A 25,498-nucleotide genomic window follows, 5' to 3' on the forward strand; every position below is an offset into this window, starting at 1 on the left:
GAACGAAAGGACAGACGGTGGGCGCACGGCGCGATGAGGTGCACGAGCACGATCTCGGCCTCACACACGATATGAAGGTGATGGTGTCCCGGCGCCGTGCCCTGCTCTTCTTCGGGGCGACCGCGGGCGCGGCGGCGGTCGCGGCGGGCTGCGCGTCGGGATCGAACGACACGACGGCCGGCACGACCGAGACCGCGTCGGCGACCACCGCGCAATCCGGCGGCGTCACCGCCGCTCCGCAGGAAACCCAGGGCCCGTATCCGGGCGACGGATCGAACGGACCCAACGTCCTCATCGAGTCCGGGGTGGTGCGCAGCGACATCACCAGCTCGTTCGGCTCGTACTCCGGCGTCGCGCAGGGCGTTCCGATGACGCTCGAACTCACGCTGCGCGATCTGGCGAACAGCGGCGCAGCGGGAGCGGGCATGGCGGTGTACGTGTGGCACTGCGACCGGGACGGCAACTACTCCCTCTACAGCAGCGGTGTCACCGAGCAGAACTACCTGCGCGGTGTGCAGGTGGCCGGCGCCGACGGCAAGGTGAGCTTCACGTCGATCTTTCCGGCCTGCTACTCCGGCCGGTGGCCGCACATCCACTTCGAGGTCTACGACTCGCTGGAGACCGCGGTTGCGGGCCAGAACGCGCGGCTGACCTCGCAGATCGCGCTGCCCCAGGACACCTGCGAGGCGGTGTTCGCCTACGACTCCGGTTACGCGCGCAGCGTCACCAATCTGGCCGAGGTCTCGCTCGCCTCCGACGGCATCTTCGGCGACGGCTGGGACGCCGAACTGGCGACCGCGACGGGCGCGCCGTCCTCCGGGCTGCGCGTCTCGCTCACTGTGGGCGTCGCCGAGAAATCGCAGAATACGCAGTCGGGCAATGGTTCCGCGCAGCCCGGTGGGCGGCCGCCCGGCGGCGGCGCACCCGGCGGCCGGCCTCCGCGGTAGCGATCGGTCCTGCGCCCGCCCGCCACGGACTCTTCGGCCGGGCGTTGGTCGGCCACGAGATGCCGGACCAGGCGTAGCCGCTCCCATGATCGATGCGGCCCAGGCAGACAACCACGCGTCGACGCGGCTCGGGGTGCGGGATCGGTCCCCGGGCGGCGGTGACTTGCGGCACTGCCGCCGTAGCGGCGCGCCGGGGAAACAAAAGGGTCAGCGAGCCCGGCAACGCTTTCGCGGCCGAGCGGAGGCAGGCATCCACACCTGGTGTGCCGCGTCGTCAGCCCGGCGCACCCGCCTTACGTGACACCTTCTGGCAAACTTTCAGTGATCAATCGGCCCACCGGTGCCGATGTAGTCGCCAGAAGGCGCGTACCGCACAATAGGGGGCCGCGCGCGGCGCGCCCCGGCGTTCTTCCGCACGTAGGACGCGTGTCGCGGTGACACAAGGTGTTGTGCTACGCGGACATGTCAGCCACTAGGAGTAGTGTTCCGAGGGTAGACATTCCGTGACGGCAGCGTGCTCGGGAAAGGCGTGGAGGCAGGATGAAACTGATCGATCGGGTGTCGGCCATCAACTGGAATCGGGTGCCCGACGAAAAGGACGCCGAGGTCTGGGACCGGCTGACCGGCAACTTCTGGCTGCCGGAGAAGGTGCCGGTCTCCAACGACATCCCGTCGTGGAACACCCTGACCGCCGACGAGAAGCAGCTGACCATGCGGGTCTTCACCGGCCTGACCCTGCTGGACACCATCCAGGGCACCGTAGGCGCGGTGAGCCTCATCCCGGACGCGCTGACCCCGCACGAAGAGGCGGTGCTGACCAACATCGCGTTCATGGAGTCGGTGCACGCCAAGAGCTACAGCTCGATCTTCTCCACGCTGTGCTCCACTCGCGAGATAGATGAGGCGTTCCGCTGGTCGGAGGAGAACCGCAACCTCCAGCGCAAGGCCGAGATCGTGCTGTCGTACTACAACGGCGACGATCCGCTCAAGCGCAAGGTCGCCTCCACGCTGCTGGAGAGCTTCCTGTTCTACTCCGGTTTCTACCTGCCGATGCACTGGTCGTCGCGGGCCAAGCTCACCAACACCGCCGACATGATCCGCCTGATCATCCGGGACGAAGCCGTCCACGGCTATTACATCGGTTACAAGTACCAGAAAGGCTTGGAGCTGGTCACCCAAGCCGAGCGGGACGAACTCAAGAACTACACCTTCGAGCTGCTGTTCGAGCTCTACGACAACGAGGTCGACTACACCCAGGACCTCTACGACGAGGTCGGCCTCACCGAGGACGTCAAGAAGTTCCTGCGCTACAACGCCAACAAGGCACTGATGAACCTCGGCTACGAGGGCCTGTTCCCCAAGGACGAAACCGAGGTCAACCCCGCCATCCTCTCGGCCCTGTCCCCCAACGCCGACGAGAACCACGACTTCTTCTCCGGTTCGGGCTCGAGCTACGTCATCGGCAAGGCGGTCAACACCGAGGACGAGGACTGGGAGTTCTGAGCTGACCGAGCCCGGCCTCGCCACCGCGGAGCCGGGCTCGAGCTACCTTCTGCGGTGACCGGATCACATCGTGATCCGGTGCCGCCGAGCGGGATTCATTCGCATGAAGCCCAGGATTTCCCTACCTTCGGGGCGGTCGGCCCCTCGTTCGCCGACATCAGATCCCCAAGACCAGCTTGGCCGTCGTGAAGTAGATGATCAGGCCGGTGGCGTCGACCAGGGTGGTGACCATCGGAGCGGAGACGACCGCGGGGTCGATGCGCAGTTTCTTGGCCAGCAGCGGCATGGTGCCGCCGATGGTGGCAGCCCAGCCGCAGATCAGGACCAAGGTGATGCCGACGACCAGGGCGATGCGCGGACCGACGAACAGGGCGCCGATCGCCAAGCCCACCGAGGCCAGCAGCGAGCCGAGCACCAGGCCGACCCGGCATTCCCGCCAGATCACCTTCAACAGGTCCGACGCCTTGACCTCGCCGACCGCGACCGCGCGCACGCAGGCGGTGGCGGCCTGCGCGCCCGCGTTCCCACCCGCGCCGATCAGCAGCGGGATGAACAGCGCCAGGTGCGCCGCCTGCTGCAAGGTGCCCTCGAAGAAGTCGGTCACGCTCACCGTCAGCGTCGCGGCGAAGAGCAACAGCAGCAGCCACAGCGCGCGATAGCGCGCCAGCTGGAACACTCCGGCGGCCATGTAGTGGCCCTCCCAGGGCGCCGAGCCCGCCTGCAGCGCCACGTCCTCACTGTCGGCGGCCTCGATCACCTCGACCGCGTCGTCGATGGTGAGCAGCCCGACCAGCCGGTCCTCGCTGTCCACCACCGGTAGGTTGATGTCGTTGGTCTCGCGCATCAGGCGGGCGGCCTTCTCCGCGGAATCGGTGGCCCGCGCGAAGGCGGGCTCGGTGACGACCAGCTCCGACACCATTGTCTCGGGCCTGCTGAGCACCAGTTCGCGCAGTTCGACGATGCCGGTCAGCCGCCTGCCCGAATCGACCACCGGCAGCGTGTACACCGTCTCGGCGTTGCCGCCCTTGGCGCGCACCATGCCGAGCGCTTCGGCCACCGTGAGATCGCGCGGCAGCGCCACCACCTCCGGCGTCATGAATTGCCCGGCGGAGCCCTCCGGGTAGCCCAGCAAACTCGCGGTCATCCGCCGCTCCCGTGGGCTCAGCCCGGCCAGCGCCTTCTTGGCCACCTTGGCGGGCGCCTCGCGCAGCATGCGGGCCCGGTCGTCGGGCGCCATGCCCTCGACCAGGTCACGAAAGCTCTGATCGCGCAGCCCCTGCAGGATCTGCTGCTGGTCCACCGGCTCGAGTTCCTCGAAGACGGCCAGCGCCAGGTCTTTGTCGAGCAGGCGGAACGCCATCCCGGCTCGCACCGCGTCCATGCGGGCGAGCTGATCGGCGATGACGTGCGGCGGATGGTTGCCGAGCCAGTCCAGCGCGGCGTCCACGCGACGGGTATCGACGATGTCCTGGAGGGATTCGGACAGCGTCGGACGTACTTCGATGATGTCGGTCTGCGACATGAGAGGACCTCAGCACATGCGTGAGTGAACGGAGAGCGCGAAATTCACACCGCGGGCGCCGGCCCCTGCCGTCGCGACCTGATCAGGAATGCGAAGGGGCGGCGCCGCGCGGCCTTCGACTGGGAGGTTCGCTGCGCATCGCTACCCCACCTCCCTCTCGTCGTCGCCGCGGATCTCGGATATCCGCACCATTCGGATCAACATCTCGCGGACAGGAAACGTCCTCGTGCAGCTTACATGGCTTCGGGAACGATGATCACCTTACGACAGCGCACTGTGACCCAAGCCGCTCCACACCGAGCGGAATCGGGCTCTCCTGGGTCCGAGTTCGTCGACACCGCACGACGCATCGACCGCGATGGCGGTCGGACCAGCCCGGCTGCGCTCAGCGAGAAGCGGCGGTGCGACCCGTCATCGGCACCGACGCGGCCGAGTCCTACTTCCACCAGCTCTACAACAGCGGCGCCGCCACCGGCACTCCGGACCAGATCATCGACAACCTCACCAAGGTCCGCGATCTCGGCCTCGGCTACGCCGTCTTCAACTTCCCCGAATCGGCCTACGACACCTCGGGCATCGAACTCTTCGAACGCGAAGTGCTCCCTGATTTGCCGGCGTCGTAGTGATCCGACTCCTCACACCGAGGTGGCTGTCCGCTCCATTGTGGCCAGCCACCTCGCAATGCGCGGTCATTTTTGCTCGAAAACTTTCCACAGCGCCATCTCAGCCTGCCGGGACGGCGAGCCGTCCCACGGGTGGAGCAGGAAGTTCTCGTCGAAGAGGTGGTCTCGATACTTCGGCTTTGCAAATCCCCAGTTGGTGACCCTCAGGACAGCCGTCCGCTGCGCGACTTCGTCTTTTTTCACAAGATGGGCGATATCGGTGGCGACCGCCCGTAAATCTTCGGGACCGATTGAATTCGGCACGGTGAGATCGACTCGGACCGAGATTTTACCGGGCTGCTCCGCTAGGTCGGTTGTATCCACCGCGAAAAAGCAGGCTCCTGCCGGAAGCGCTAATTGCACCAACCTCGCCGTTAATTTCTTTTCATCATCTTCCCGATAATCCCACACGGGGACTTCGACACATTCGGTCGGCGCTGTCGCAGTCGCGACGGAGGAGCTCGGCTTCGCCGTTGGGTTCCCTACTTTTTCAGAGCCGCACCCAACCGTTGTCGAGAACCCGGCCGCGATCAACGCGACCACCGCAGCTCTCAGCAACCGATGTCCAGCAGAACGATGCATCTCAGCTGTCCCCGTCCAGTTTCCAATTGTCGTCTTTATTATCGTATCCATCGGTCTGCGGACTGGGCCAGCGATCTTTTCCTTCGGCATCCGGAAAAAATCCAGCCGGATGATTGATGATATTCGCGAGCTCATTCGAGGCGATCATCGCCTTTGCCTGCAACTCTAGGAAGCTGGTCATTGCCTCGACGACGAGCTCAACAGCGGTAACTATCGCATCATTGAAATTGTTTATCGACCAGACCAGCCCGACAGCGGTCGCGGATTCGCCGATGGCAACAGCCGCATTAGCGAGCAATGTTCCCAGCTTGTCGATGATCTGCTTGTACAGTATCCTCCCTTCCTCCGCGATAGTCAGAAGCTGCTCATGCACCTGCTCGCACATTTCTGTCGCCTTGGACATGGCTGCCGACTGATACGTTTGCGATGCCTTGAACGCCTTGTAGGCGCTGCCGTCCCAGTAGCCTTCGAGGTTCACGTCCGGCTTGTTCTGGATATTGTTGACAGCAGATACGGCAGCGCCGACTTGTTGCCATTTTGCCGCATATCCCACGAACAACACCGGAGCAGCTTGCCCCTCGACCGCTTCACCGAGCTTCGAGATCAGAGTCTTCAAATCCTCTTGCATCGCATCCCTTGTATCGGTCAACGCGATGTAGGCCCCGGGCAGAACCCATTTGAGGTCATCGAACTTGTCGTTCAGCTTTCCCGGCAACTTCTTTACTTCATCTACTTTTCTGGTGAACTCGTCACTAATTGCCGTCAATTGATCTATCGTCGGATTCGCACCCATCAGATAGAGAAGTCCATTTCTCCCGCAAGCTTCTCCAAGCTCTGCTTCTGTTCGACCTGCTGCTCATCGAAGCTGACCACTGCCCTGCGCAGCGCGCTACCGATCTGTTCAGCGGCGGGAGCAGCTTCATTGAGACGGTCCTGAATGTACGCGGCAGCTCTACTGTAGTTTTCCCAGGCCAAAATGAAGAGTGGACCGAATTGCAGCGATGAGTACTTCAGCTCGTCGATCGATGCAGCCGCCTTGCGCAACCCAGGAGCCACATCGTTTATCCAAGCCTTCGATGCGCTCTCCAGGCGGTCCAACTCCGCCTTCATGCCATCAGTCATCAGAACTCGTTCCTCAGCAATCGCTGTTCATGCCTGACGAGGCGAGCCGCCAATTCACGATCAGATTCTTGGTCCAAATAAATATCTCTGACCCATCTGGGCTTTTTAGCTCGAATCTGATCACAGCATGCGACGATGTCCTGAGCAATAAAGTTCGAATCGATCGCCCCCGCCCAGTTCGGATCGATCTCAACGGAAACGAGCTCGGAGAGCGTCGCGGTTACGGTCAACGCGGGCTCATCGTATTCATTGTATCCGGGACCGTAAACGGTGAAAGTTGGTTCTGAATACAGCCGATCATACAAGTCGCGATATTCTTCGTAAGTGCGCGTCCGCAACAGCAGAGGTGTGACATCACGGAGAGATGGGAGAGTCGACTCCGGTACAGTGCCGGACTCAACATAACGCATCATCAATTCATAGCGTGCGAATTGATACGCCTCCATGATGGACAGACCGTATTGCGACGCGTCGAAGGCTTGTTTCCAACCGCGAGCGAGCGTAATTCTTGTAGGCAGGCGATCGCCACCTATCTCCACCTTCACCAAGGAAGACTTCTGCGGCGGCTGAAAAGAATCCCTATCTGCGACATCGCTTCTATCTTGGACACTCGGATCATCGCCATACGAGTAAAGATTCGAAACCATATAGTCTCCCTCTCCGACGTCCGGCACAGCGGTTGCAGTCCCATTGAAACGTCACCAAATACTTTCTACTGACGACACCACCCACATCGTGCACAGATAGTAAGGACGCCCGGCTCATATGGCGTAGTGCGAGTTCGATGTCAAGAGAATGACATCCCGCGATTCGCCCACGTTCGACCATGACTCTCCAGGCCCACGGTGTCGCGTAATCCGACCTCACCCCCCAGCAATTTGTACCCCACATGTGGCGATGGCTGCCATGTTCTCAGCCATTGATGGTTCTGTCAACCGACTGTTGACGCGAGGCTTGTGCTTGAAATATGTTTGGGCGGAATGTCACTGAGCCGATCCACCCCTGTCAGTGGACGCCAAAACACACTCCATCCATCACAGACGGCATCCGGTTTGTGATGGACGCCCGGCCCGGCCGGATCACCGCTTGAGGCCCACCGCGCTCCAGCAGTTCACTTGGGAGTCGAGCCAGGACGGTGACTCACCGTGGGTGCGCCATTGGTTGGAGACGACGATGCCCGGGTCCATTAGTTCCAGCCCGGTGAAGAATCGGGCGAATTCGTCTCGCGTGCGTGTCTGGGCATACACCCCGCTCTGCCTGTACACGTTCAGGGCCTCGGTCATCATCTCCGGTTCGAGGTCGGCGGTGATGTGCGAGACCACGAGGAACGAACCCGACGCGAGGGCGCCGAGCAGCGTCTGGACTATTCCGTAGGGGTCCTGCTCGTCGGACAGGAAATGCAGCACGGCGACCAGGCTCAGCGCCACCGGACGCTTCAGGTCCAGGGTGTCGAGGAGTTCGGGGGCGGACAGGATTGCCGCGGGATCTTTCAGGTCGGCGTCGACGTAGGCGGTGCGACCCTCCGGCGTACCGGTGAGCAAGGCGCGGGCGTGGGACAACACGATCGGGTCGTTGTCCACGTAGACCACCCGCGCGTCCGGCGTCGGCGCCTGCGCCACCTGGTGCAGGTTCGGCTCGGTCGGGATGCCGGTGCCGATGTCGAGGAACTGGGTCACGCCCATCGCGGTGAGCGCGTTCACCGCACGGTGCATGAAGAGCCGGTTCTGCCGAGCCGCGACCCGGGTGGTGGGAAACGCCGCGATGACCTTCTCGGCCGCGTCCCGATCCACCTGATAGTGGTCTTTGCCGCCCAGCACGTAGTCGTATATTCGCGCGCTGCTCGGCACGCTCGCGTCGTGAATCGGACGGAGCGGCTTACCGTGGCCGCCGAGATCGGTCATTGTCGTTCCCATCACTACCGGATCGTCTCTGGCCCAGCATATTCCAGTCGCAGCTGGCCAACCGCCCATTGACGGTGGCCCGGCAGGGCAATGGCGAATGATGACTTCGGCGGACCGGCCGTCGAGCCTGACGCTCTACACCCACGGTGGCCGTCGTATCGGCGTCGCCCGCATCGGAGGCACGATGTCCCGCACCCGAGGCAATATCTCCGTGTCCGCGTCGGTACTCGCGCGATCCGCAGCCGTGGGCGACATCACCACTCGTTCGATCGCGTCTGTCGCGGCCTCCATCTCCGATCGGCGATCGTTCGGAAAATCGCCGTGCGCTTGATTTTCCAGCCATTCCCTTGGCACTCGAGCCGACCACCTCGGCAGCCAGGGACCGCCCTCCCCGCTGTCATCGCCTGACGCTCCTTCTGTCGGATACGTACCTTCACTATGACGCCGGAAGAAGCTGACGGTGTGACGATTGTCCGTACGAACCGTCTCCCACCACCTACCGATCCGTTAGCTCAGCACGGTAGTGAGAAGCACCGAAACGGGCCAGAGAATATGGATGAGTGCGGAGAACATCCGGGTCAGCAACCGGCTCCGTAGGGGAGCCGCGCCATCACGAGCCGTCCTCATCGAGTAGCAGGATGGCCGCCTCCAGGTGCACCACGCACTCGTCTGGGTGGTGGTGTCGGTGGATATCCCGCAGCTCCCGGCACGCTCGACGGTCAAATCCAGAAGGTGAACCCGGCACATGAACTCCGCGAGTATCCCGTCGGCACGCACGAATGTGCTGTCACCCGGAGGGGGTGGTGTCATCATGCCCGCTCGCTCTCCTGCGGGCTGACCGGCGCCGGATCGACATCGGATGAACTGTTACCGGTGAATGGTCGAGGGCCCACCATATTCGATGGAATTGCGAGGGCCATAGGCAGGCTCGAGGTGAACCCGAAAAAGAACTTCTTCGAGAACTGAGGATTCGACGGCACGAATGGGTGTCCCTTCGAGGTTCGATCAATGAGGAGGACGCTCGGTCTCGGTGGCTCAATCCCAAAGAGCCACGCAGGGCAGGGGCGGCAGATCAGCGTGCACGTCGTCATCGACTGTGACCGCCAGGTCCGGGAATCTCTGTGTCAGCGCGTCAGCCACGTTCTGCGCCTGTTCCGCACCGGCCTGGTAGCCCAGACTCAGTACGCCGGATTCGATGTGGATGTGCCGAATACGTTTGGGTGGCTTCACGCCACATCACCGGGAATGGTCGCGGAGGGCACCACCCGGCCGGCGTCGACCAGAACTTGGAGTGCAGCAGCCTTACGCGGGCAGCGCTTTGCTCGACAGGCCACGTGATAGCGCATCACCGTGTGCGCTTGTGAGACGGTGAACGGCACGCTCGGCACCCGGTGGGCAGATTCATCGCAGGAGCTGGTTGGCATCGCAGTGCCTCTTTCGATCCGGTGCGGCAAAGGTCGGGCGATACCCGGTGCCGGGGGCTTTCACCACCGGCCTGCCACTCTGGCGGCCAGCGCGCCGGTCGGGGCTACGGCGTCTGCCCGACACCGAGTACCGCTTTCGACTCTGGCCCACAGGCGGTTTCGGCTGTAACCGCGCGCTGTTGGGGTACTGTGGGCGTAGCGTAGGCATTTGCGCAGGTCAGCGTCCAAAAATAAGGCAAGGCGATGGTGCGAGCGCGAGAGTGGACAGGTTTCGAGGCGGCTGTGCTTCAGGAAGCGATGCGCCACTCGATCCGCGAGTTCGTCGCGCTATTGGGCGTCGAAACCACCACAGTCGCCAACTGGCGCACCGGCTTGAGTGCGGTGAAGCCGCGGTCCCGAATGCAGGCGATCCTGGACACCACCTATGAGCGGCGCGCGACACCCGAGGACCGCGCTCGCTTCGAGCAGATAGTGGCCGAGGGAGAGTCGGCGTGGCGGGAGCGGCACCGGTCGTCGCCCTATCGAAGGCCCTCGGCCACCACGCCGCTGAGATCAACTCAGTCTGTAATAACAGCGACCGTGCCATTCGACGCCGAGTTGGGGCCGCCTGACAGGTCGAGCACCCCTATTACTGTGGATCGGAGCCACTCCGCCTTCCTGGCGGCACGCCACGCACGGAGATTTCGGATGTGGAACGCCGCGAGTTGTTGCGTCTGCTCAGCATCGCCACGACCACACTCGCGATGCCCTCCACCATCGACTGGGACCACGTGGCATTTGCGGCCGCTACCGGTCATGTGGATGCCGCTGTCCTGGATGACTGCGCCTCGATGAACCAGAAACTGTGGAAGACCTACGGTGAATCGGAAACGAAAGTCACGGTATTCAGCGCAGTGCATAACCACCTGTGCCTGCTGATCGAAGGGCTTCGCCGGTCACGCACCACAACGTTGCACCACCGCCAGTACGAACTGATCGCCGATGTTCTTCAGCTCACCGGCGAAATCCTGCTGGACAGTAACCATCTCGGAGAGGCGGCGCATTGTTACGCATTGTCCGGGACGTTCGCCGCTGACGCTCGTGCCTATGACCTGTGGGCATGCGCATTGACCCGTCATGCCTACATAGGGTTCATCGAGAATCGGTTCAGCGACGCCTTGCCGCTTGTCGAACAAGCAGCGGGTATCGCGCGGCGCGGTGACACTGCACTGCCCACAAGTCACTGGGTTGCGAGTGTCCGTGCCCAGGTCCTTGCTGGGCTCGGTGATGCTTATGGGTGCGAGCAGGCATTCGACACCGCACGGGGTGTCCTCCACGTGCCCACTACATCCTCAGTCGGATGGTTGCGTTTTTCCGGTGATCGGATCGACGAAGAGCAAGCCAGTTGTCTCATCCAACTGGACCGCCCCGAACGCGCCGAAAATATTCTCATGCCACTGCTGCACCGGCCATTGTCGACCCGGCGGCGTGCCGGCGTCTTGATCGACCTCGCTGGGGCCGGGGCACTGCGCGACGATCCGGTGCAGGCAGTGTGGTACGGCGGGACGGCTGTGGACATTGCTCGCCGCACCCGATCCGGCTACCTAGGGCGACGGCTCGGCCAGCTCAGCACACGGCTGTCCAGATTACGCGGCGACAGGCACATCGACCATCTCGAACATCAGATCACTACGTTGGCAGCGTCACCCAGCCACTAACGAGGAGCACTGTTGAGCAGCGACAACGATCATGGCGGCAAGTTCTTCCGTAATGCATGAATCACCGGTGTTACCGAGCACTACCCAGGGACGCCGAAGGACAGCTACATCTCCCCATGGGAGAGCACGCCGGAGTGGGAGCGCGCCAGTGCGGCAGCCGTCTACCGCCAAGTGGTCGAGTTCCTCGAGGCGACCGATGGCGCCGCGGCTCGATTGAGTCCCGAACTGAAAGGCCAGTTCGTCGCCATCTGCTGGATCGGCCAGATCTACGCGCACATCCCTGATCCGAAGCCGGGATACCTCGCGCCGTGGGACCAGCTTCCCGAATGGCAGCAGAAGACCGACATCGGGATCTTCGAGGCGATCGAGCGCCAGCCGGTTGCCGGGGAAGCGGCAGCTGATCGGTAATGGCGTCAACGATTCCCAGCGCGGATACGGTGGCGTGTCCCGTGCGGCGGGAGGCCACCGTATCCGCTACCGAGGACTACAGCATGCAGGAGACGCAACCTTCGACTTCGGTCCCCTCCAGTGCCATCTGGCGCAGCCGGATGTAGTATAGGGTCTTGATGCCCTTGCGCCAGGCGTAGATCTGGGCGCGGTTGAGATCGCGGGTGGTGGCGGAGTCCTTGAAGAACAGCGTCAGCGACAGGCCCTGGTCCACGTGCTGGGTGGCCGCGGCGTAGGTGTCGATGATCTTCTCGTAGCCGATCTCGTAGGCGTCCTCGTAGTACTCGAGGTTGTCGTTGGTCATGTAGGGCGCCGGGTAGTAGACGCGCCCGATCTTGCCTTCCTTGCGGATCTCGATCTTCGACGCCACCGGGTGGATGGAGCTGGTGGAGTGGTTGATGTAGGAGATCGACCCGGTCGGCGGGACCGCCTGCAGGTTCTGGTTGTAGATGCCGTGCTCCATGACCGAGGCCTTCAGCTCACGCCAGTCGTCCTGGGTCGGGATGTGCACGCCCGCGTCGGCGAACAATCGCCGGACGCGATCGGTCTTCGGCTCCCACACCTGATCGGTGTACTTGTCGAAGTACTCGCCGCTGGCGTACTTCGATTCGGGGAAGCCGCCGAAGTACGCGCCGCGCTCGATCGCGATCCGGTTCGACGCCCGGATCGCGTGGTAGACCACGGTGTAGAAGTAGATGTTGGTGAAGTCGATGCCCTCTTCGGACCCGTAGTGGATGCGTTCGCGCGCCAGGTAGCCGTGCAGGTTCATCTGCCCGAGACCGATCGCGTGCGAGGAGTTGTTGCCCTGCTCGATGGACGGCACCGAGTAGATGTGGGTCTGGTCCGACACCGCGGTCAGCGCCCGGATGGACACCTCGATGGTCTGCGCGAAGTCGGGCGAGTCCATCGTCTTGGCGATGTTCAGCGAGCCGAGGTTGCAGGAGATGTCCTTGCCCACCTTGGCGTAGGACAGGTCGTCGTTGAACTCCGACGGTGTGGAGACCTGCAGGATCTCCGAGCACAGGTTGGAGTGGGTGATCTTGCCCGCGATCGGGTTGGCCCGGTTCACCGTGTCCTCGAACATGATGTACGGGTAGCCCGACTCGAACTGCAGTTCGGCGATGGTCTGGAAGAACTCGCGCGCCTTGATCTTCGACTTGCGGATGCGCTTGTCGTCGACCATCTCGTGGTACTTCTCGGTGACGTCGATGTCGGCGAACGGCTTGCCGTAGATGCGCTCCACATCGTAGGGCGAGAACAGGTACATGTCCTCGTTCTTCTTGGCCAGCTCGAAGGTGATATCCGGGATGACCACGCCCAGCGAGAGCGTCTTGATGCGGATCTTCTCGTCCGCGTTCTCCCGCTTGGTATCCAGGAACCGGTAGATGTCCGGGTGGTGGGCATGCAGGTAGACCGCGCCCGCGCCCTGGCGCGCGCCGAGCTGGTTGGCGTAGGAGAACGAGTCCTCGAGCAGCTTCATGATCGGGATGACGCCCGAACTCTGGTTCTCGATCTTCTTGATCGGCGCGCCGTGCTCGCGAATGTTGCTCAGCAGCAACGCGACACCGCCGCCGCGCTTGGACAGCTGCAGCGCGGAGTTGATCGAGCGCCCGATGGACTCCATGTTGTCCTCGATGCGAAGGAGGAAACAACTGACCGGCTCGCCGCGCTGCTTCTTGCCCGAGTTCAGGAAGGTCGGGGTGGCGGGCTGGAAACGGCCGTCGATGATCTCGTCGACGAGCCGGCCTGCCAGCGCCTCGTCACCGGCGGCGAGGGTGAGCGCGACCATGCACACCCGGTCTTCGAACCGCTCCAGGTAGCGCTTGCCGTCGAAGGTCTTCAACGTGTACGAGGTGTAGTACTTGAAGGCGCCGAGGAAGGTGGGGAACCGGAACTTCTTGGCGTAGGCCTGCTTGAACAGCTTCTTGATGAACTGGCGGCTGTACTGCTCGAGGACTTCCGCCTCGTAGTAGTTCTCGTCGACCAGGTAGTCGAGCTTCTCGTCCAGGTTGTGGAAGAAGACGGTGTTCTGATTGACGTGCTGCAGGAAGTACTGGTTGGCGGCCTCGCGGTCCTTGTCGAACTGGATCTCGCCGTCCGGACCGTACAGGTTCAGCATCGCGTTGAGGGCGTGGTAGTCGAGGACCTCGCCCGCGTCGCCGCCACGGACCGGGGGCTGCTCTAAGCGAGCTGTTTTTCCGGTCGGTGCTGTCGTTGCTGTTGCCAAAACAATCCCAATCCCTCTCGGACGCGTTCGACGTCCTCAGCGGTTCCCATGAGTTCGAAGCGATACAGGTACGGCACGCCGCACTTGCGCGCGATCAGTTCGCCCGCATAGCAGAAGGTGTCGCCGAAGTTCGTGTTCCCCGCCGCGATGACGCCACGCAGCAGCGCCCGGTTGTGCGGATCGTTGAGGAACTTCGCGACCTGCCGCGGCACGAAATCCTTGTCGGAACGATCGCCCCCGAGCACGTGCCGACCGCCCCCATAAGTGGGGACGATCAGCACGTACGGTTCGTCTACGCGCAGCGAGTCGGCGGTGTGCAGTGGTATGCGAGTCGCCGGCAGCGCCAGCTTCTCGACGAAACGATGCGTGTTCTCCGAAGCGCTGGAGAAGTAGACCAGCGCCGTCGTCTCCGGCATGGTCGCCTTCCTCTTTCTCGGGAGTGCCGCGGCGGACCGCCGGCACTCGCACCTCGGATGTGGTGGAGGGTCAGGCCGCCACGGTCGCGAGCGACTTGATGCGGTCGGGCCGGAAGCCCGACCAGTGATCGTCTCCGGCCACCACGACCGGCGCCTGCAGGTAGCCCAGGGCCATCACGTAGTCACGCGCCTCGTCGTTCTGCGAGATGTCGATGACCTCGTAGTCCACCCCGGCCTTGTCGAGAGCCTTGTAGGTGGCGTTGCACTGGACGCAAGCGGGCTTGGTGTACACGGTGACGGTCATTGATGTCCCTCTCTCCTTGTGCCTGATCCACAGCCTGAGATCCGTTGCAATACACGATCGACGCATGCTGCGCAAACTTCTGGAGCCGGACTCGAATCCCCTGATCAGCCACGCGTGACCGACTCCTACCGGGTGGGGCCTCTCACCGTCTTCCAGTAGCGAAGACACTACACCTAGTGGCCGACAGATTCCTACAACACGACATGTAGCGAGTCACATTGATGAAATTCCATCGAGAGAAGTACCAGGACGCTCGATTCACCCCCGGATCCAACAGTGGCGCAGATCACTGTTCGGCGCATCAGCATACCTACAGCAAACCTATCGGCAAACGAAGAGGGCCACCGCTGCGCCCGCAGCGATGACCCTCGTCCCAGACCGGAGATGGAGCTTACACCGACGCGAATTCGCCCCGGGTGGCCTCGACCAGTTCGCGCACGGTTGCGGCCAGCTGGGTGAGCGCCTCGGCGTCGTCGCGCGGATGCGTGGCGCCGAAGCGCTCGCCGATGACACCGAAGTGCAGGTGCGCGGACTCGACCACTCGCGCGCCCGCTACGCCGAGCGCCTTGACCGCGTCGCCGTGCGCCCACTGCGCCGCGTTCGGGCTGATCGACGCACTCACCACGGCGGTGGGCTTGCCCTTGATGGCGCCGGCGCCATACGGGCGAGAGGCCCAGTCGATCGCGTTCTTCAGTACCGCCGACAACGTGCCGTTGTACTCCGGAGTGACCACCAGCAGGCCGTCGGCCTCGGCGACCGCGTCGCGCAGCGCCTGGGCCGCCGCCGGAACCGAGCCGGGGACGTCGATGTCCTCGTTGTAGAACGGGATGTCGGCGAGTCCGTCATAGAGGCCGACCTCGACGCCCTCCGGCGCGGTGTGGGCCGCGGCCTCGGCCAGCCGCCGATTGACCGAGGCGGCGCGCAGGCTGCCGACGAGTGCGAGAATGCGGGTCTGGCTCATGAACACTCCTGGTGTACTGAATTAGATGGTGTCCGTACGTTCACCACACACCAACCGGACCATGGTCCGATTACTTCCCGCGGAGCCTGCGTGAGCGCTGTGAACTACCCCACATCCGACGCCTCCTCACCACACCGGGGTCGGCTGCTCGACGTCGGCGCCCCGCTGCCCGGCACCTCGGAGCCCGCCGAGCGCGCCGATGCCGCACGCAATCGCCGGTTGCTGCTGGACGCGGCGCAGCAGCTGGTGCGTGAGCACGGCGTGGACAGTCTCACCATGGACGCGCTGGCCAAACGCGCCGGGGTCGGCAAAGGCACGGTGTTCCGCCGGTTCGGCAGCAGGTCCGGCCTGATGCTCGCCCTGCTGGACCACTCCGAGCAGAAGTACCAGGAGTCGTTCATCTTCGGCCCGCCGCCGCTCGGCCCCGGCGCACCTCCGGTGGAACGACTGGTCGCCTTCGGACGGGCCAGGCTCCTCGACATCGAAGTGGAAGGCGAACTGCACCGCGCCGCCGAGCTCGGCGAGGCCGGTGACCGGTATTCCGGTGCGCCCTACGGATTGCTGCGCGCGCACGTCGCGATGCTGTTGCGGCAGGCCGAGGTGCCCGGGGAGGTCCCGCTCGTCGCCGACTGGCTGCTGGCGATGCTGGGCGCGGCGCTGGTCATGCATCAGATGCACGTGCTCGGCTACACCCGCGAACAGATCGGCGACAACTGGGAGGACGTCGTCCGGCGCGTTGTCAGCCGCTGAATCGCCAGTACACTCGGGCGCCATGGGGAACCTGCGCGAACAGATCATCAGTGAATTGGGCGTCCAGCCCACGATCGAACCGAAGGAAGAGATCCGCCGCCGGGTCGATTTCCTCAAGGATTATCTGAACGCCACTCCCGCACGTGGTTTCGTTCTCGGCATCAGCGGTGGACAGGACAGCGCTCTCGCGGGCAGGCTGTGCCAGCTCGCGGTCGAGGAACTGCGCGCCGACGGCGTGGACGCGACCTTCCTCGCCGTCCGGCTGCCCCACGGCGTGCAGGCCGACGAGGCCGACGCGCTCACCGCGCTGTCCTTCGTCCGGCCCGACCGGCAGGTCGTGGTGAACATCCGGCCCAGCGCGAGCGCCGCGGCCGCGGAGGCGGCGTCCGCGTTGCAGGTGGACCAGCTGCGGGACTTCGTGCGCGGCAACATCAAAGCGCGCGAACGCATGGTGCTCCAGTACGCGCTGGCCGGGCAGGAGAACCTGCTCGTGATCGGCACCGACCACGCGGCCGAGGCGGTCACCGGATTCTTCACCAAGTACGGCGACGGCGGTGTGGACCTGACCCCGCTCACCGGTCTCACCAAGCGCCAGGGCGCGGCCCTGCTCCAGGAGCTCGGCGCGCCCGCCGGCATCTGGTCCAAGGTGCCCACCGCGGACCTGGAAGACGACCGCCCCGCCCTGCCCGACGAGGAGGCGCTCGGTCTGCGCTACAGCGAGATCGACGACTACCTGGAAGGCAAGGAGGTGACCCCCGAGGTCGCCGAGCGGCTGGAGGGCATTTTCCGCAACACTCGGCACAAGCGCACCGTCCCGGTGACTCCGCTGGACACCTGGTGGCGCTGAGCACCTGGGCCGCCGCGCCTGAAGTCATCGGCTGAGGCGGCGTGCCCGCCGGTGCGGGTAAGGCCGCCGCACGCCGTGCCGGGTTATCCCCCGGCGAAGGGTGGCAGGACGTCGACGCGTGGGCTCAGCGCGGCGGCGGGATCACGGGTGAGCTCGTCGCCGATCAGATACGCGCACACCGACAGCATCTTGTCCAGGTCCGGGCCGTAGGTCGCGGACAGGGCGGCGCGTAGGTCGGCCACCGTCGCTCCGGCCGGGAAGTCGAGGGTTTCGCTGTCCTTGCCGACGGCGTCGGCGATCGCGGCGAAATAGCGGATCTCAACCACCGATGGCTCCCATCGTCCGCTCCGGGGGGACGAAGCCCTCGGCATCGATGCCGTGACCTGCCCATTTGTTCCACATCGCGCCGCGCCAGAGGGTCGCGACCTCGTCATCGCCCGCGCCGGAGCGCAGCACCTGGCGCAGGTCGAATTCCTGGTCGCTGAACAAGCAGGAGCGCAGCATGCCGTCCGCGGTGAGGCGGGTGCGGTCGCAGGTGTCGCAGAACTTGCGGGTCACGGTGGCGATGATCCCTACGGTGCCGGGGCCGCCGTCGACCAGCCACTTCTCCGCGGGGGCCGACGGATCGGCGCGGCCGGCCTCGGTGAGTCCGAACCGGGCGCCGAGCACGTCGAGCAGCTCGGCGGCGGTGACCATGTTGGCGCGGGCCCACTCGTGGTCGGCGTCGAGCGGCATCTCCTCGATGAAACGCAGTTCGCAACCCTCGTCCAAGCACCAGCGCAGGAGATCCGATGCGCCGGAGAGGGTCTCGCGCATCAAGACGGCGTTGACCTTGATCGGCGCCAGTCCGGCGGCACGCGCGGCGCGAACACCCGCGAACACCGATTCGAGGCGGTCGCGGCGCGTCAGCCGCGCGAAACCGGCCCGGTCCACGGTGTCCAGCGACACGTTCACCCGGTGCAGTCCCGCGGCGGCGAGGCCGAACGCGCGATGCTCGAGCCCGACGCCGTTGGTCGTCATGGCCAGCGGGACCTGCGGCACCTCGGCGTGACAGCCCGCGATGATCTCTTCCAGCTCGCGGCGCATCAGCGGCTCGCCCCCGGTGAAGCGGACCTCACGCACCCCCAGCTCGCGCACCGCGAGGCGGACCAGACGCACGATCTCGTCCACCGTGAGCAGCTCGTGCCGGGGAATCTCCGGCAGCCCCTCCTCCGGCATGCAATAGGTACAGCGCAGCGAGCACTTCTCGGTGATGGATACGCGTAGGTCGCGGGCGACGCGTCCGAAACGATCCAGCAAGTAGGGGGTGTCGGGACGGCCGGCGAGCGAGGGACGCCCGGAACGCACCGCGGGAATCCCGATCTCGACCAGAGTCACACGTCCATTATGACCGCCTGTCCCGATTCGGCTGCGGGCGGAATGCCCACCTCGGGCTCACCGCGGGCGCGAATCGACGGTGAGGCCGGCGCCGGGGACGAGCGCGGCACCGCGCGACCTGCGCACGGACCGGGGCGCGGCGACAGAGGCGGAAAACCGCCCGGATCGGGCGTTAGGCTGACTCGCATGAACCCTCGGCCCGCCGGCGTCTCGGCCAGGCCCGTCGACGACTACCGCGACAGCATCGAACAGCTGCTGCGGCCACTGGCCGCGCGCACGGTCGAGTCCGTCCCGGTGCCGCGGGCGCTGGGCAGGCAGTCGGCCGAGAACGTCCGCTCGCCGATCGAGCTGCCGGTGTTCCGGAACTCCGCGATGGACGGCTACGCGGTACGCGCTGAATCGGTGCTGGTCGCCCCGGTCACCCTGCCTTTGACCGGCGTGGTCGCGGCGGGCGCGGCGGGCCGCGCGCCGCTGCCGAGGGGCGCGGCGATGAAGGTGATGACCGGTGCGCCGATCCCGCCCGGCGCGGACTGCGTCGTGCCGGTGGAGGACACCCACGTGGGCGACGGCACGGTGACCATCGAACGCGGGCGCAGCGCAGGCGAATTCGTGCGGGAACCGGGGACGGACGTCCGCGCCGGGGATCTGCTCGTGCGGGCGGGAACCATGCTCGCTCCCCGGCATGTAGCCGCCCTCGCCGCCGTCGGCCTGCCCGAGGTGGCGGTATTCCGTGCGGTGCGCGCCGCGGTGATCACCACCGGCGACGAGCTGGTCGCGGCCGGAAAGCCGCTGCGTCCTGGACAGATCTACAACTCCAACGGCGTCGCCCTCGCCGCGGCGCTCGCGGCGAACGGCGTCGATGTCGTCTCGGTGGCGCACAGCACCGATGATCCGGCGCGCTTCCGCGCGCTGCTGTCGGCGGCGACCGAGAACGCCGATCTGGCGTTCACCTCCGGCGGCGTGTCCAAGGGCGACTTCGAGGTGGTCAAGGACGTGCTGGAGCCGATGGGCGGGCGGTTCGGCTCGGTCGCGATGCAACCGGGCGGCCCACAGGGACTGACCGTGGTCGACGGGGTGCCGGTGCTCAGCTTTCCCGGCAATCCGGTCAGCACGATGGTGTCGTTCGAGGTGTTCGCCCGCCCCATCCTGCGGCGTCTCGCCGGTCTGCCCGAGGTGGACACCTACGAGCTTCCTCTGGTCGACGCCGTGCCGCGCTCGCCGGAGGGGAAACGGCAATTCCTGCGCGGCAAACTCATCCGCGCCCATCCGGGGGAATCGCCGGCGCACGGACAGCCCAGGGCGGTGGAGGTGGTCTCCGGTCCCGGCTCGCATCTCGTGGCGGCCATGGCGTGGGCCGACGTGCTGATCGATGTGCCCGCCGAGGTCACCGCGCTGCCCGCCGGAGCGCTTGTGCGAGTGTGGTCCTTATGAGCGAGTTGTCCCATCTCGACCGGGAAGGCCGCGCCCGCATGGTGGATGTGAGCGCGAAGAGCGACACCATCCGGATCGCCGTCGCGGCAGGCGAGTTGCGCACCACGGCCGAGGTGGTCGCGCTGGTGCGGGCCGACGACATGCCGAAGGCGGATGTGCTGTCCACCGCACGCATCGCGGGCATCTCGGGGGCGAAGAAGACCTCCGAACTGATCCCGCTGTGCCATCAGCTGGCACTGTCGTCGGTGCGAGTGGAGTTCGGTTTCACCGACACCGCCATCACGATCGAGGCCACCGCGAAGACCAAGGGTCCCACGGGCGTGGAGATGGAGGCGCTCACCGCGGTCGCGGTCGCCGGGCTCACCCTGCACGACATGGTGAAGGCGGTCGACCCCGCGGCGACGCTCACCGACGTGCGGCTGCTCACCAAAGAAGGCGGCAAACGCGGACATTGGGAGCGCCCGGCCGACGAAGGCCCGATCCCGCCTTCCGCCGACGAAGACCTGTCCCCCGAGGACGCGGATACCGAGCCGGACATCTCGGAGTACGCCGAGCCGGAACTCGACGAGGAACCACGGTCGGCCGTGGTGCTGGTCGCGTCGACCGGTGTGGCGGCGGGGACCCGTGAGGACACCACCGGTCCGGTGCTGGCGGACTGGCTGGCCGGACTCGGCTTCGCGGTGCGGGGCCCGCTGGTCTACGCCGACGCCGAGATCGAGTTCGGCCTGGCCGACGCGTTGCGCTTCGAACCGGCGCTCGTCATCAGCACCGGCGGGACCGGCGCGTCCCCCACCGACGGGACCCCGGAGGCCACCCTCGCCTTGCTCGACCGCGAACTCCCCGGTGTGGCGGAGGCGATCCGGCAGCGCGGCACGGCGAAATTCCCGCTGGCGGCGCTGAGCCGCGGTGTGGCGGGGCTGGCCGGGCGCTCGGTGGTGGTGAATCTGCCGGGATCGCCGGGTGGCGTCCGCGACGGCATCGCGGTGCTGGAACCGCTGCTGGATCATCTGCTCGCACAAGTCGCCGGAGGTGGAAGTCATGACAACGGCTGAGGCCACGGTCCGGCTCGCCCGGATCAGCGACCAGCCGCTCGACCCCGCGGAGGTCGAGGAGGCGGTCTGCGGACCGCACTACGGCGCGGTCGTGGTGTTCACCGGGAAGGTCCGCGACCATGATGGCGGGCAGGCCGTTTCGGCCCTGGAATACTCCGCGCACCCGCAGGCGGAACGCTTCCTGCGCACCGTCTGCGCGGAACTGGCGGCGGCGCACGGTTTGCCGGTCGCGGCCGTGCATCGCGTCGGCTCGCTCGGCATCGGTGACCGCGCGATCGTCGTCGCGGTGGCGGCGGCGCATCGGGGCGCGGCGTTTGCGGCGTGCTCGGAACTGGTGGATCGGATCAAGCACGAAGTCCCGATCTGGAAGCGGCAGTTGTTCGCCGACGGTCTGTCCGAATGGGTGAACGCCTGCGGGTGACCTGACCGTGACATGAATCTCATGACGAATCAACACCGCCGGGATAGCGTGTCGGCGTGGGAACCGACCAGGTCTTGCTCCACCGGTTCGTCATCTCGCAGCTCACCGCGGCCGGCGTCGACCGTGACCGGCTGCTCCGCGAATCCGGGTTGCCGGAGTGGACCATGGCGGGCGACCAGCTGCACCTGCCCAGCCAGATGTTCTCCCGGCTGTGGGAGATCGGTGAACACGAGCTCGGCGACCCGGATGTCGCCCTGAACGTGGCGAGCCGCTACGAGCTCACCTGCCTGGGTCTCTACGACTACCTGTTCTCCTCGGCCCCGACGCTGGGAGCCGGATTGGCGACCTGTGGGCCGTATGTCACGGCGGTGACCACCAACCATCGGTTCGACCTGGTCGCGGAGAACGACGACGAAGTCACCCTGTATCTCGACATGATCGACGGGGAAGGCCGGGGCCGCGATCTCACCCAGCTGTGGGGCCTGAGCGCGGTGCTCAGCCGCGCGCGGCGCGTGGTGCGCGAACCGCTGGCCCCGTTGCGGGTCTCGCTGCGCCAGCGCGCACCCGCCAAGACCGACACCTTCATCGAGGTATTCGGCACCACCGCGATCGAGTTCGCCGCGCCGGTGGACGCCATGACCTTCCGCGCCTCGGATATGGATCTGCCGCTGACCACCAGCGATCCGGTGCTGGCCGGCATTTTGCGGCCCTTGGCCGCCGCCCTTCCGCCACCGCCGCCGCTGTCCACCGCCTGGCCGGAGCGTGTGGCGGCCGCGCTGGCGGACTGCCTGGACGAGGGCGACGCGTCCCTCGAGCGGGTGGCGCGCAGGCTGGCCACCAGCCCCCGCACGCTCCAGCGGCGGTTACGAGAGGCGGGCACCACTTGGCGCGCGGAGCTGGATCGGGCACGCGGCGCGCGGCTGATCGCCGCGACGGCCACCGGCCCGTTGAGCCCGTCGCGCCAGGCCGAGATTCTCGGCTACTCCGACCCGGGATCGATGCGGCGAGCGGCCCGGCGGTGGTCGCTGGCCACCCCCGCGCATCGCGCCGAGTGGGTGGAGCGGACGTTCACGGCCTGAGGAAACGCGCGGCGATCGACCAGAACGTCGCGTCCTCGATCGCCCGGAAATCCCAGCTGTTGGCGATCGCGTGGGTCTCGGCGACGATCGCGGGAACGTCGAAGTCATCGCGGGTGGCGGTGCCCTTGGCCTCCAGCGCCTCGATGACGTACGCGGTGGCGCTCTCCATGGAATCTGACACGGGAAACTCCCATCGGTCGCAGAACGATTCGGTCGGTCACGGATCGGCTGCCGAGCGGCGCCGCGGGCGGCAGTACGCTCCCAGTGCCCGCGGACCGGCGGACACGCATTCAGTCTCATGAAAAGACTGCTCTGTCACCAGCACCGAACGCGACATGTCGCGAACAAACGCGCCAATCTGACGCCTTTCAGTGCGGTGTATAGCGCCACACGCCGAGCATGCTCTGCGCGTCGAGTGGTTCGGCGGCGTCGTACACGGTGTCGCGCAGCCGCGCCAGGGTCGTATCGGTGTGCAGCCCGGCCCCGATGAGCACCAGCTGCGCGCCTCGTGCTTCGCCGCGCGACCAGCCGCCTGGCTCGAAGACGATGTGGCGGCCGACCATGTGCAGGACGAACTTCCTGCGTTCGTCGGCCACCCCGAAGGCGGCGAACCCCTTGGCCCGGAACAATCCCGGCGGCGGATCCTCCAGGAAGCCGATCAACTTGCGTGGGTCCAGCGCTCGTTCACTGGCGAACGAGACGCTGGCGTAGTCGTCGTGCAGATGACGGTGCCCGGCGTGATCGTCGTGGTCGTGCTCGACGAGCAGTTCATCGAAGCTCAGCTGCTCGGCCACCAGCGGGCGGGTGCGGCGTGGTCGGTCGAACAGCAGCCCGGGATCGATGCGGCCGTAGGTGGTCGCGTACACCGGCACCGAACCGACCAGCGCCGCGATGTCCTCGCGCAGCCGTGCGAGTTGCTCGGGCGCAACCCGGTCGGCCTTGTTGACCAGCACCAGATCGGCCAGCCGCAGATGCGTGCGCAGCTCCGGGTGGCGGGTACTGCTGCCCGGGAACTCTTCGGCGTCGACCACCTCGACCAGGCCGCCGTAGCGCAGGCGGGGATTATCGCTGCCGACCACCATCCGGATGAGGCTGCGCGGCTCGGCCAAGCCGCTGGCTTCCACGACGATCACGTCGATTCCGGCCTTCGGCTGCGTGAGCCTGGTGAACATCTCGTCCAGCTCGGTGACATCGACCGCGCAGCACACGCACCCGTTGCCGAGCGAGACCATGGCGTCCACCTGCCCGGCGACCAGCATCGAATCGATGTTGATCGCCCCGAAGTCGTTGACCACCACCCCGATCCGCGTCCCCCGGTTGTCCCGCAGCAAGTGATTGAGCAGCGTGGTCTTTCCGGAACCGAGAAACCCCGCGACGAGCACAACAGGAATCCGGTCAGCCATTCCGCTCACCCTAGTGCGCCGCGGGAAAGACCGGACGCCACCCTCGAGGTGGTGAGGATGGCGTCCGGGGGTTCGGTGATGCGGACTATTTCGAGGAGCCCAGCAGCATGCCCGCCAGGCTGTAGCCGAGGTTGATCAGCTCCGTGGTGATCGCGTTGTCGTCCAGGCCGAGCATCTTCGCCAACGGCATCAGCAACTCCATGATCGAAGCGTTGCCCCCGGCGGTCCCGGGTGACTGCTGCGCGTTCGGCGTGCCCGGCGACTGGGTTCCGGAGGTGCCCGGTGTATTCGGCGCCGCGGGCGTGCCCGATGACTGCGGTGTCGCCGTGCCGGGCGCGGGCTTAGGCGTCGAGGTGCTCGGAACGGACTGCGCCTGCGGCACCGCGGGGGCCGCCGGACTCTGCGGCACACCGGGAGTCGTCGAACTCTGCGGCACCGCCGGAATCGTCTGCGCCTGCGGCACCACCGGGTTCGTCTGCGCCTGGGGAGTAGCCGGATCCGTCTGGCCCTGCGGCGTTCCAGGCGCCACCGCGGGACGGTCGAGCGACGTGCCCTCCGGAGTGGTCTGGCCCGCCTGCTGATCCGGCGAGATACCCGGCTGCGGCGCGCCGAGCAGGTAACCGACCACTCCGGTGGTCAGCGCGATGGCGTGCTTGAGCTGCCCGTCGGGTGTCTCCAGCAGCGCCGCGTCCTCGGGATTGGCGCCGTTGCCCATCTCGAGGAAGACGAGCGGAACGGTGGTCAGCGCGGGCCCGGCGATGTCCCTGCGGGTCTGCAGACCGTCCACCACGCCGCCGTAGTTGGCGGGCGGGAAGCCCGCGTCGCGATAGGCGTCGCGCACCGATTTCGACGCCGCGAGACCCGCTCCCGACTGAGCCTGATCGACGATCAGATTCGGGATCGGCAGCTCCGGAATGATCAGGTGGAATCCGCGATCCTGCGCGGGCGCGCTGTCGGCATGGATGCTCACGGCGACGTCCGCGCCGGACTGGCTCGCCGCGCGGGCCCGGTCGTCGACGCAGCCGCCCCAGTTCACGTCGTCCTGGCGGCTCAGCACCACGTGGGCGCCGAGTGTCTCCAGCGACGTCTTGACGACCTGGGCGACATTCCAGGTGATGGTGTGCTCGGGAACGCCGTTCATCGTGGTCATGCCGGTCGTCTGGCAGTCCTTGGTGCCGCCGCGGCCATCGCTGACCTGTCTTGCCAAGTCTTGGGAATGGTTCGACCCCTGATGTCCGGGGTCGAGGAATACGGTCTTGCCCACGAGTTTCTGCGACATGTCCAGCGCCGACGGCGCCGCTTGCGCGGCGATCGGGAGCAACCCGGACAGCGTCACCGTCACCGCGGCTGTGACGGCGGTACAGATCCCTGCCTTGATGATGCTTGGCTTCATAGTGCGGTCGGCGCTCCGGGACGGAGCACC

27 protein-coding genes are annotated in these 25,498 nt (G+C 65.8%); 11 read left to right on the forward strand and 16 right to left on the reverse strand.

The features are described 5' to 3' along the window. Positions 1-71: 71 nt before the first annotated feature. A complete protein-coding gene (locus NA8_RS01920; protein WP_157106489.1) occupies positions 72-947 on the forward strand; it encodes an intradiol ring-cleavage dioxygenase in 876 nt (291 codons plus the stop codon). 540 nt (positions 948-1,487) lie between these two features. Then, complete coding sequence (nrdF, locus tag NA8_RS01925; protein WP_062969550.1) at positions 1,488-2,450, forward strand: class 1b ribonucleoside-diphosphate reductase subunit beta; 963 nt, start codon at positions 1,488-1,490, stop codon at positions 2,448-2,450. 157 nt (positions 2,451-2,607) lie between these two features. Here nrdF and mgtE read toward each other — a convergent pair whose 3' ends face one another. Further along, positions 2,608-3,972, reverse strand: coding sequence for a magnesium transporter (gene mgtE, locus NA8_RS01930; protein ID WP_063048603.1), 1,365 nt, complete (start codon positions 3,970-3,972; stop codon positions 2,608-2,610). Positions 3,973-4,373: 401 nt separating this feature from the next. Between mgtE and NA8_RS01935 the strand changes: the two genes are divergently transcribed. Further along, a complete protein-coding gene (locus NA8_RS01935; RefSeq protein ID WP_063048604.1) occupies positions 4,374-4,595 on the forward strand; it encodes a hypothetical protein in 222 nt (73 codons plus the stop codon). Positions 4,596-4,661: 66 nt separating this feature from the next. On the opposite strand, the gene NA8_RS01940 is transcribed toward NA8_RS01935, so the two are convergent. From NA8_RS01940 to NA8_RS01975, 6 genes are all read right to left on the reverse strand, one after another. Beyond that, on the reverse strand, positions 4,662-5,177 hold the full coding sequence (locus NA8_RS01940; protein WP_157106470.1) for a hypothetical protein: 516 nt from the start codon (positions 5,175-5,177) through the stop codon (positions 4,662-4,664). A 40-nt stretch (positions 5,178-5,217) separates the two neighbouring features. Then, positions 5,218-6,009: a hypothetical protein gene (locus tag NA8_RS01945; RefSeq protein WP_157106471.1), complete on the reverse strand. Its 792-nt coding sequence runs from the start codon at positions 6,007-6,009 to the stop codon at positions 5,218-5,220. Beyond that, the gene (locus NA8_RS01950; RefSeq protein ID WP_063048607.1) at positions 6,009-6,338 is read right to left on the reverse strand and encodes a hypothetical protein; all 330 of its coding nucleotides are present in this window, start codon (positions 6,336-6,338) and stop codon (positions 6,009-6,011) included. The genes NA8_RS01945 and NA8_RS01950 overlap by 1 nt, the downstream gene beginning before the upstream one ends. Then, the gene (locus tag NA8_RS01955; RefSeq protein ID WP_157106472.1) at positions 6,338-6,985 is read right to left on the reverse strand and encodes a hypothetical protein; all 648 of its coding nucleotides are present in this window, start codon (positions 6,983-6,985) and stop codon (positions 6,338-6,340) included. Before NA8_RS01955 ends, NA8_RS01950 begins: the two co-directional genes overlap by 1 nt. 432 nt (positions 6,986-7,417) lie before the next feature. Continuing rightward, on the reverse strand, positions 7,418-8,251 hold the full coding sequence (locus NA8_RS01960; RefSeq protein WP_245663647.1) for an SAM-dependent methyltransferase: 834 nt from the start codon (positions 8,249-8,251) through the stop codon (positions 7,418-7,420). A 1,023-nt stretch (positions 8,252-9,274) separates the two neighbouring features. After that, a complete protein-coding gene (locus NA8_RS01975; protein ID WP_063048612.1) occupies positions 9,275-9,469 on the reverse strand; it encodes a hypothetical protein in 195 nt (64 codons plus the stop codon). 883 nt (positions 9,470-10,352) lie between these two features. On the opposite strand from NA8_RS01975, the gene NA8_RS01980 reads away from it, so the two are divergent. Further along, entirely contained in the window at positions 10,353-11,360 is a 1,008-nt protein-coding gene (locus NA8_RS01980) for an NsdA family TPR-like regulatory protein (protein WP_063048613.1), read from the forward strand. A gap of 171 nt (positions 11,361-11,531) precedes the next feature. After that, positions 11,532-11,768, forward strand: coding sequence for a hypothetical protein (locus NA8_RS34810; protein ID WP_245663637.1), 237 nt, complete (start codon positions 11,532-11,534; stop codon positions 11,766-11,768). Positions 11,769-11,844: 76 nt separating this feature from the next. Here the strand turns inward: NA8_RS34810 and nrdE are convergent, their stop codons facing one another. The 4 genes from nrdE to NA8_RS02005 form a co-directional block, all read right to left on the reverse strand. Next, on the reverse strand, positions 11,845-13,926 hold the full coding sequence (gene nrdE, locus NA8_RS01990) for a class 1b ribonucleoside-diphosphate reductase subunit alpha (RefSeq protein ID WP_245663648.1): 2,082 nt from the start codon (positions 13,924-13,926) through the stop codon (positions 11,845-11,847). Between the two features lie 62 nt (positions 13,927-13,988). Beyond that, positions 13,989-14,450, reverse strand: a complete 462-nt coding sequence (gene nrdI / locus NA8_RS01995) for a class Ib ribonucleoside-diphosphate reductase assembly flavoprotein NrdI (RefSeq protein WP_063048615.1) — start codon at positions 14,448-14,450, stop codon at positions 13,989-13,991. A gap of 70 nt (positions 14,451-14,520) precedes the next feature. After that, positions 14,521-14,754: a glutaredoxin-like protein NrdH gene (gene nrdH, locus NA8_RS02000; protein WP_063048616.1), complete on the reverse strand. Its 234-nt coding sequence runs from the start codon at positions 14,752-14,754 to the stop codon at positions 14,521-14,523. 391 nt (positions 14,755-15,145) lie between these two features. Further along, on the reverse strand, positions 15,146-15,715 hold the full coding sequence (locus NA8_RS02005; protein ID WP_063048617.1) for an NAD(P)H-dependent oxidoreductase: 570 nt from the start codon (positions 15,713-15,715) through the stop codon (positions 15,146-15,148). A 144-nt stretch (positions 15,716-15,859) separates the two neighbouring features. Between NA8_RS02005 and NA8_RS02010 the strand changes: the two genes are divergently transcribed. Further along, positions 15,860-16,465: a TetR/AcrR family transcriptional regulator gene (locus NA8_RS02010; RefSeq protein ID WP_063048750.1), complete on the forward strand. Its 606-nt coding sequence runs from the start codon at positions 15,860-15,862 to the stop codon at positions 16,463-16,465. Positions 16,466-16,487: 22 nt separating this feature from the next. Continuing rightward, positions 16,488-17,312: an NAD(+) synthase gene (gene nadE, locus NA8_RS02015; protein ID WP_063048618.1), complete on the forward strand. Its 825-nt coding sequence runs from the start codon at positions 16,488-16,490 to the stop codon at positions 17,310-17,312. A gap of 83 nt (positions 17,313-17,395) precedes the next feature. On the opposite strand, the gene NA8_RS02020 is transcribed toward nadE, so the two are convergent. Together NA8_RS02020 and moaA are read right to left on the reverse strand one after the other, a co-directional pair. Continuing rightward, positions 17,396-17,638, reverse strand: coding sequence for a MoaD/ThiS family protein (locus NA8_RS02020; protein ID WP_062969538.1), 243 nt, complete (start codon positions 17,636-17,638; stop codon positions 17,396-17,398). Next, a complete protein-coding gene (moaA, locus tag NA8_RS02025) occupies positions 17,631-18,689 on the reverse strand; it encodes a GTP 3',8-cyclase MoaA (RefSeq protein WP_063048619.1) in 1,059 nt (352 codons plus the stop codon). Before moaA ends, NA8_RS02020 begins: the two co-directional genes overlap by 8 nt. Before the next feature lie 186 nt (positions 18,690-18,875). Between moaA and NA8_RS02030 the strand changes: the two genes are divergently transcribed. The 4 genes from NA8_RS02030 to NA8_RS02045 are packed head-to-tail and all read left to right on the forward strand — an operon-like array spanning position 18,876 to position 22,672. Further along, positions 18,876-20,120, forward strand: coding sequence for a molybdopterin molybdotransferase MoeA (locus NA8_RS02030; RefSeq protein ID WP_063048620.1), 1,245 nt, complete (start codon positions 18,876-18,878; stop codon positions 20,118-20,120). Then, a complete protein-coding gene (moaCB, locus tag NA8_RS02035) occupies positions 20,117-21,172 on the forward strand; it encodes a bifunctional molybdenum cofactor biosynthesis protein MoaC/MoaB (RefSeq protein WP_063048621.1) in 1,056 nt (351 codons plus the stop codon). Before NA8_RS02030 ends, moaCB begins: the two co-directional genes overlap by 4 nt. Beyond that, entirely contained in the window at positions 21,159-21,593 is a 435-nt protein-coding gene (locus NA8_RS02040; protein WP_040868740.1) for a molybdenum cofactor biosynthesis protein MoaE, read from the forward strand. Before moaCB ends, NA8_RS02040 begins: the two co-directional genes overlap by 14 nt. Before the next feature lie 56 nt (positions 21,594-21,649). After that, positions 21,650-22,672, forward strand: a complete 1,023-nt coding sequence (locus tag NA8_RS02045) for an AraC family transcriptional regulator (RefSeq protein ID WP_063048622.1) — start codon at positions 21,650-21,652, stop codon at positions 22,670-22,672. Here the strand turns inward: NA8_RS02045 and NA8_RS02050 are convergent. The 3 genes from NA8_RS02050 to NA8_RS02060 form a co-directional block, all read right to left on the reverse strand. Beyond that, positions 22,662-22,853 carry a hypothetical protein gene (locus NA8_RS02050; protein ID WP_063048623.1) on the reverse strand — a complete coding sequence of 64 codons (192 nt, stop codon included), beginning with the start codon at positions 22,851-22,853 and terminating at the stop codon, positions 22,662-22,664. The genes NA8_RS02045 and NA8_RS02050 overlap by 11 nt on opposite strands. Before the next feature lie 187 nt (positions 22,854-23,040). Beyond that, positions 23,041-24,075, reverse strand: coding sequence for a CobW family GTP-binding protein (locus NA8_RS02055; protein WP_063048624.1), 1,035 nt, complete (start codon positions 24,073-24,075; stop codon positions 23,041-23,043). A gap of 85 nt (positions 24,076-24,160) precedes the next feature. Further along, complete coding sequence (locus NA8_RS02060) at positions 24,161-25,468, reverse strand: N-acetylmuramoyl-L-alanine amidase (RefSeq protein ID WP_063048625.1); 1,308 nt, start codon at positions 25,466-25,468, stop codon at positions 24,161-24,163. Positions 25,469-25,498: the final 30 nt, after the last annotated feature.

The organism is Nocardia arthritidis NBRC 100137, from assembly GCF_001612765.1.
In the GTDB taxonomy this organism is placed as follows: Bacteria; Actinomycetota; Actinomycetes; order Mycobacteriales; family Mycobacteriaceae; genus Nocardia; species Nocardia arthritidis.

Coding starts and splice junctions, on each gene's coding strand:
- NA8_RS01955 (WP_157106472.1), bottom strand. CDS start 6,985: ATGGTTTCGAATCTTTACTCGTATGGCGATGATCCGAGTGTCCAAGAT.
- mgtE (WP_063048603.1), bottom strand. CDS start 3,972: ATGTCGCAGACCGACATCATCGAAGTACGTCCGACGCTGTCCGAATCC.
- NA8_RS01950 (WP_063048607.1), bottom strand. CDS start 6,338: ATGACTGATGGCATGAAGGCGGAGTTGGACCGCCTGGAGAGCGCATCG.
- nadE (WP_063048618.1), top strand. CDS start 16,488: ATGGGGAACCTGCGCGAACAGATCATCAGTGAATTGGGCGTCCAGCCC.
- NA8_RS02005 (WP_063048617.1), bottom strand. CDS start 15,715: ATGAGCCAGACCCGCATTCTCGCACTCGTCGGCAGCCTGCGCGCCGCC.
- NA8_RS02055 (WP_063048624.1), bottom strand. CDS start 24,075: ATGGCTGACCGGATTCCTGTTGTGCTCGTCGCGGGGTTTCTCGGTTCC.
- nrdF (WP_062969550.1), top strand. CDS start 1,488: ATGAAACTGATCGATCGGGTGTCGGCCATCAACTGGAATCGGGTGCCC.
- NA8_RS01960 (WP_245663647.1), bottom strand. CDS start 8,251: ATGGGAACGACAATGACCGATCTCGGCGGCCACGGTAAGCCGCTCCGT.
- nrdI (WP_063048615.1), bottom strand. CDS start 14,450: ATGCCGGAGACGACGGCGCTGGTCTACTTCTCCAGCGCTTCGGAGAAC.
- NA8_RS02060 (WP_063048625.1), bottom strand. CDS start 25,468: ATGAAGCCAAGCATCATCAAGGCAGGGATCTGTACCGCCGTCACAGCC.
- nrdH (WP_063048616.1), bottom strand. CDS start 14,754: ATGACCGTCACCGTGTACACCAAGCCCGCTTGCGTCCAGTGCAACGCC.
- moaCB (WP_063048621.1), top strand. CDS start 20,117: ATGAGCGAGTTGTCCCATCTCGACCGGGAAGGCCGCGCCCGCATGGTG.
- NA8_RS02030 (WP_063048620.1), top strand. CDS start 18,876: ATGAACCCTCGGCCCGCCGGCGTCTCGGCCAGGCCCGTCGACGACTAC.
- NA8_RS02040 (WP_040868740.1), top strand. CDS start 21,159: ATGACAACGGCTGAGGCCACGGTCCGGCTCGCCCGGATCAGCGACCAG.
- nrdE (WP_245663648.1), bottom strand. CDS start 13,926: ATGCTGAACCTGTACGGTCCGGACGGCGAGATCCAGTTCGACAAGGAC.
- NA8_RS01920 (WP_157106489.1), top strand. CDS start 72: ATGAAGGTGATGGTGTCCCGGCGCCGTGCCCTGCTCTTCTTCGGGGCG.
- NA8_RS01945 (WP_157106471.1), bottom strand. CDS start 6,009: ATGGGTGCGAATCCGACGATAGATCAATTGACGGCAATTAGTGACGAG.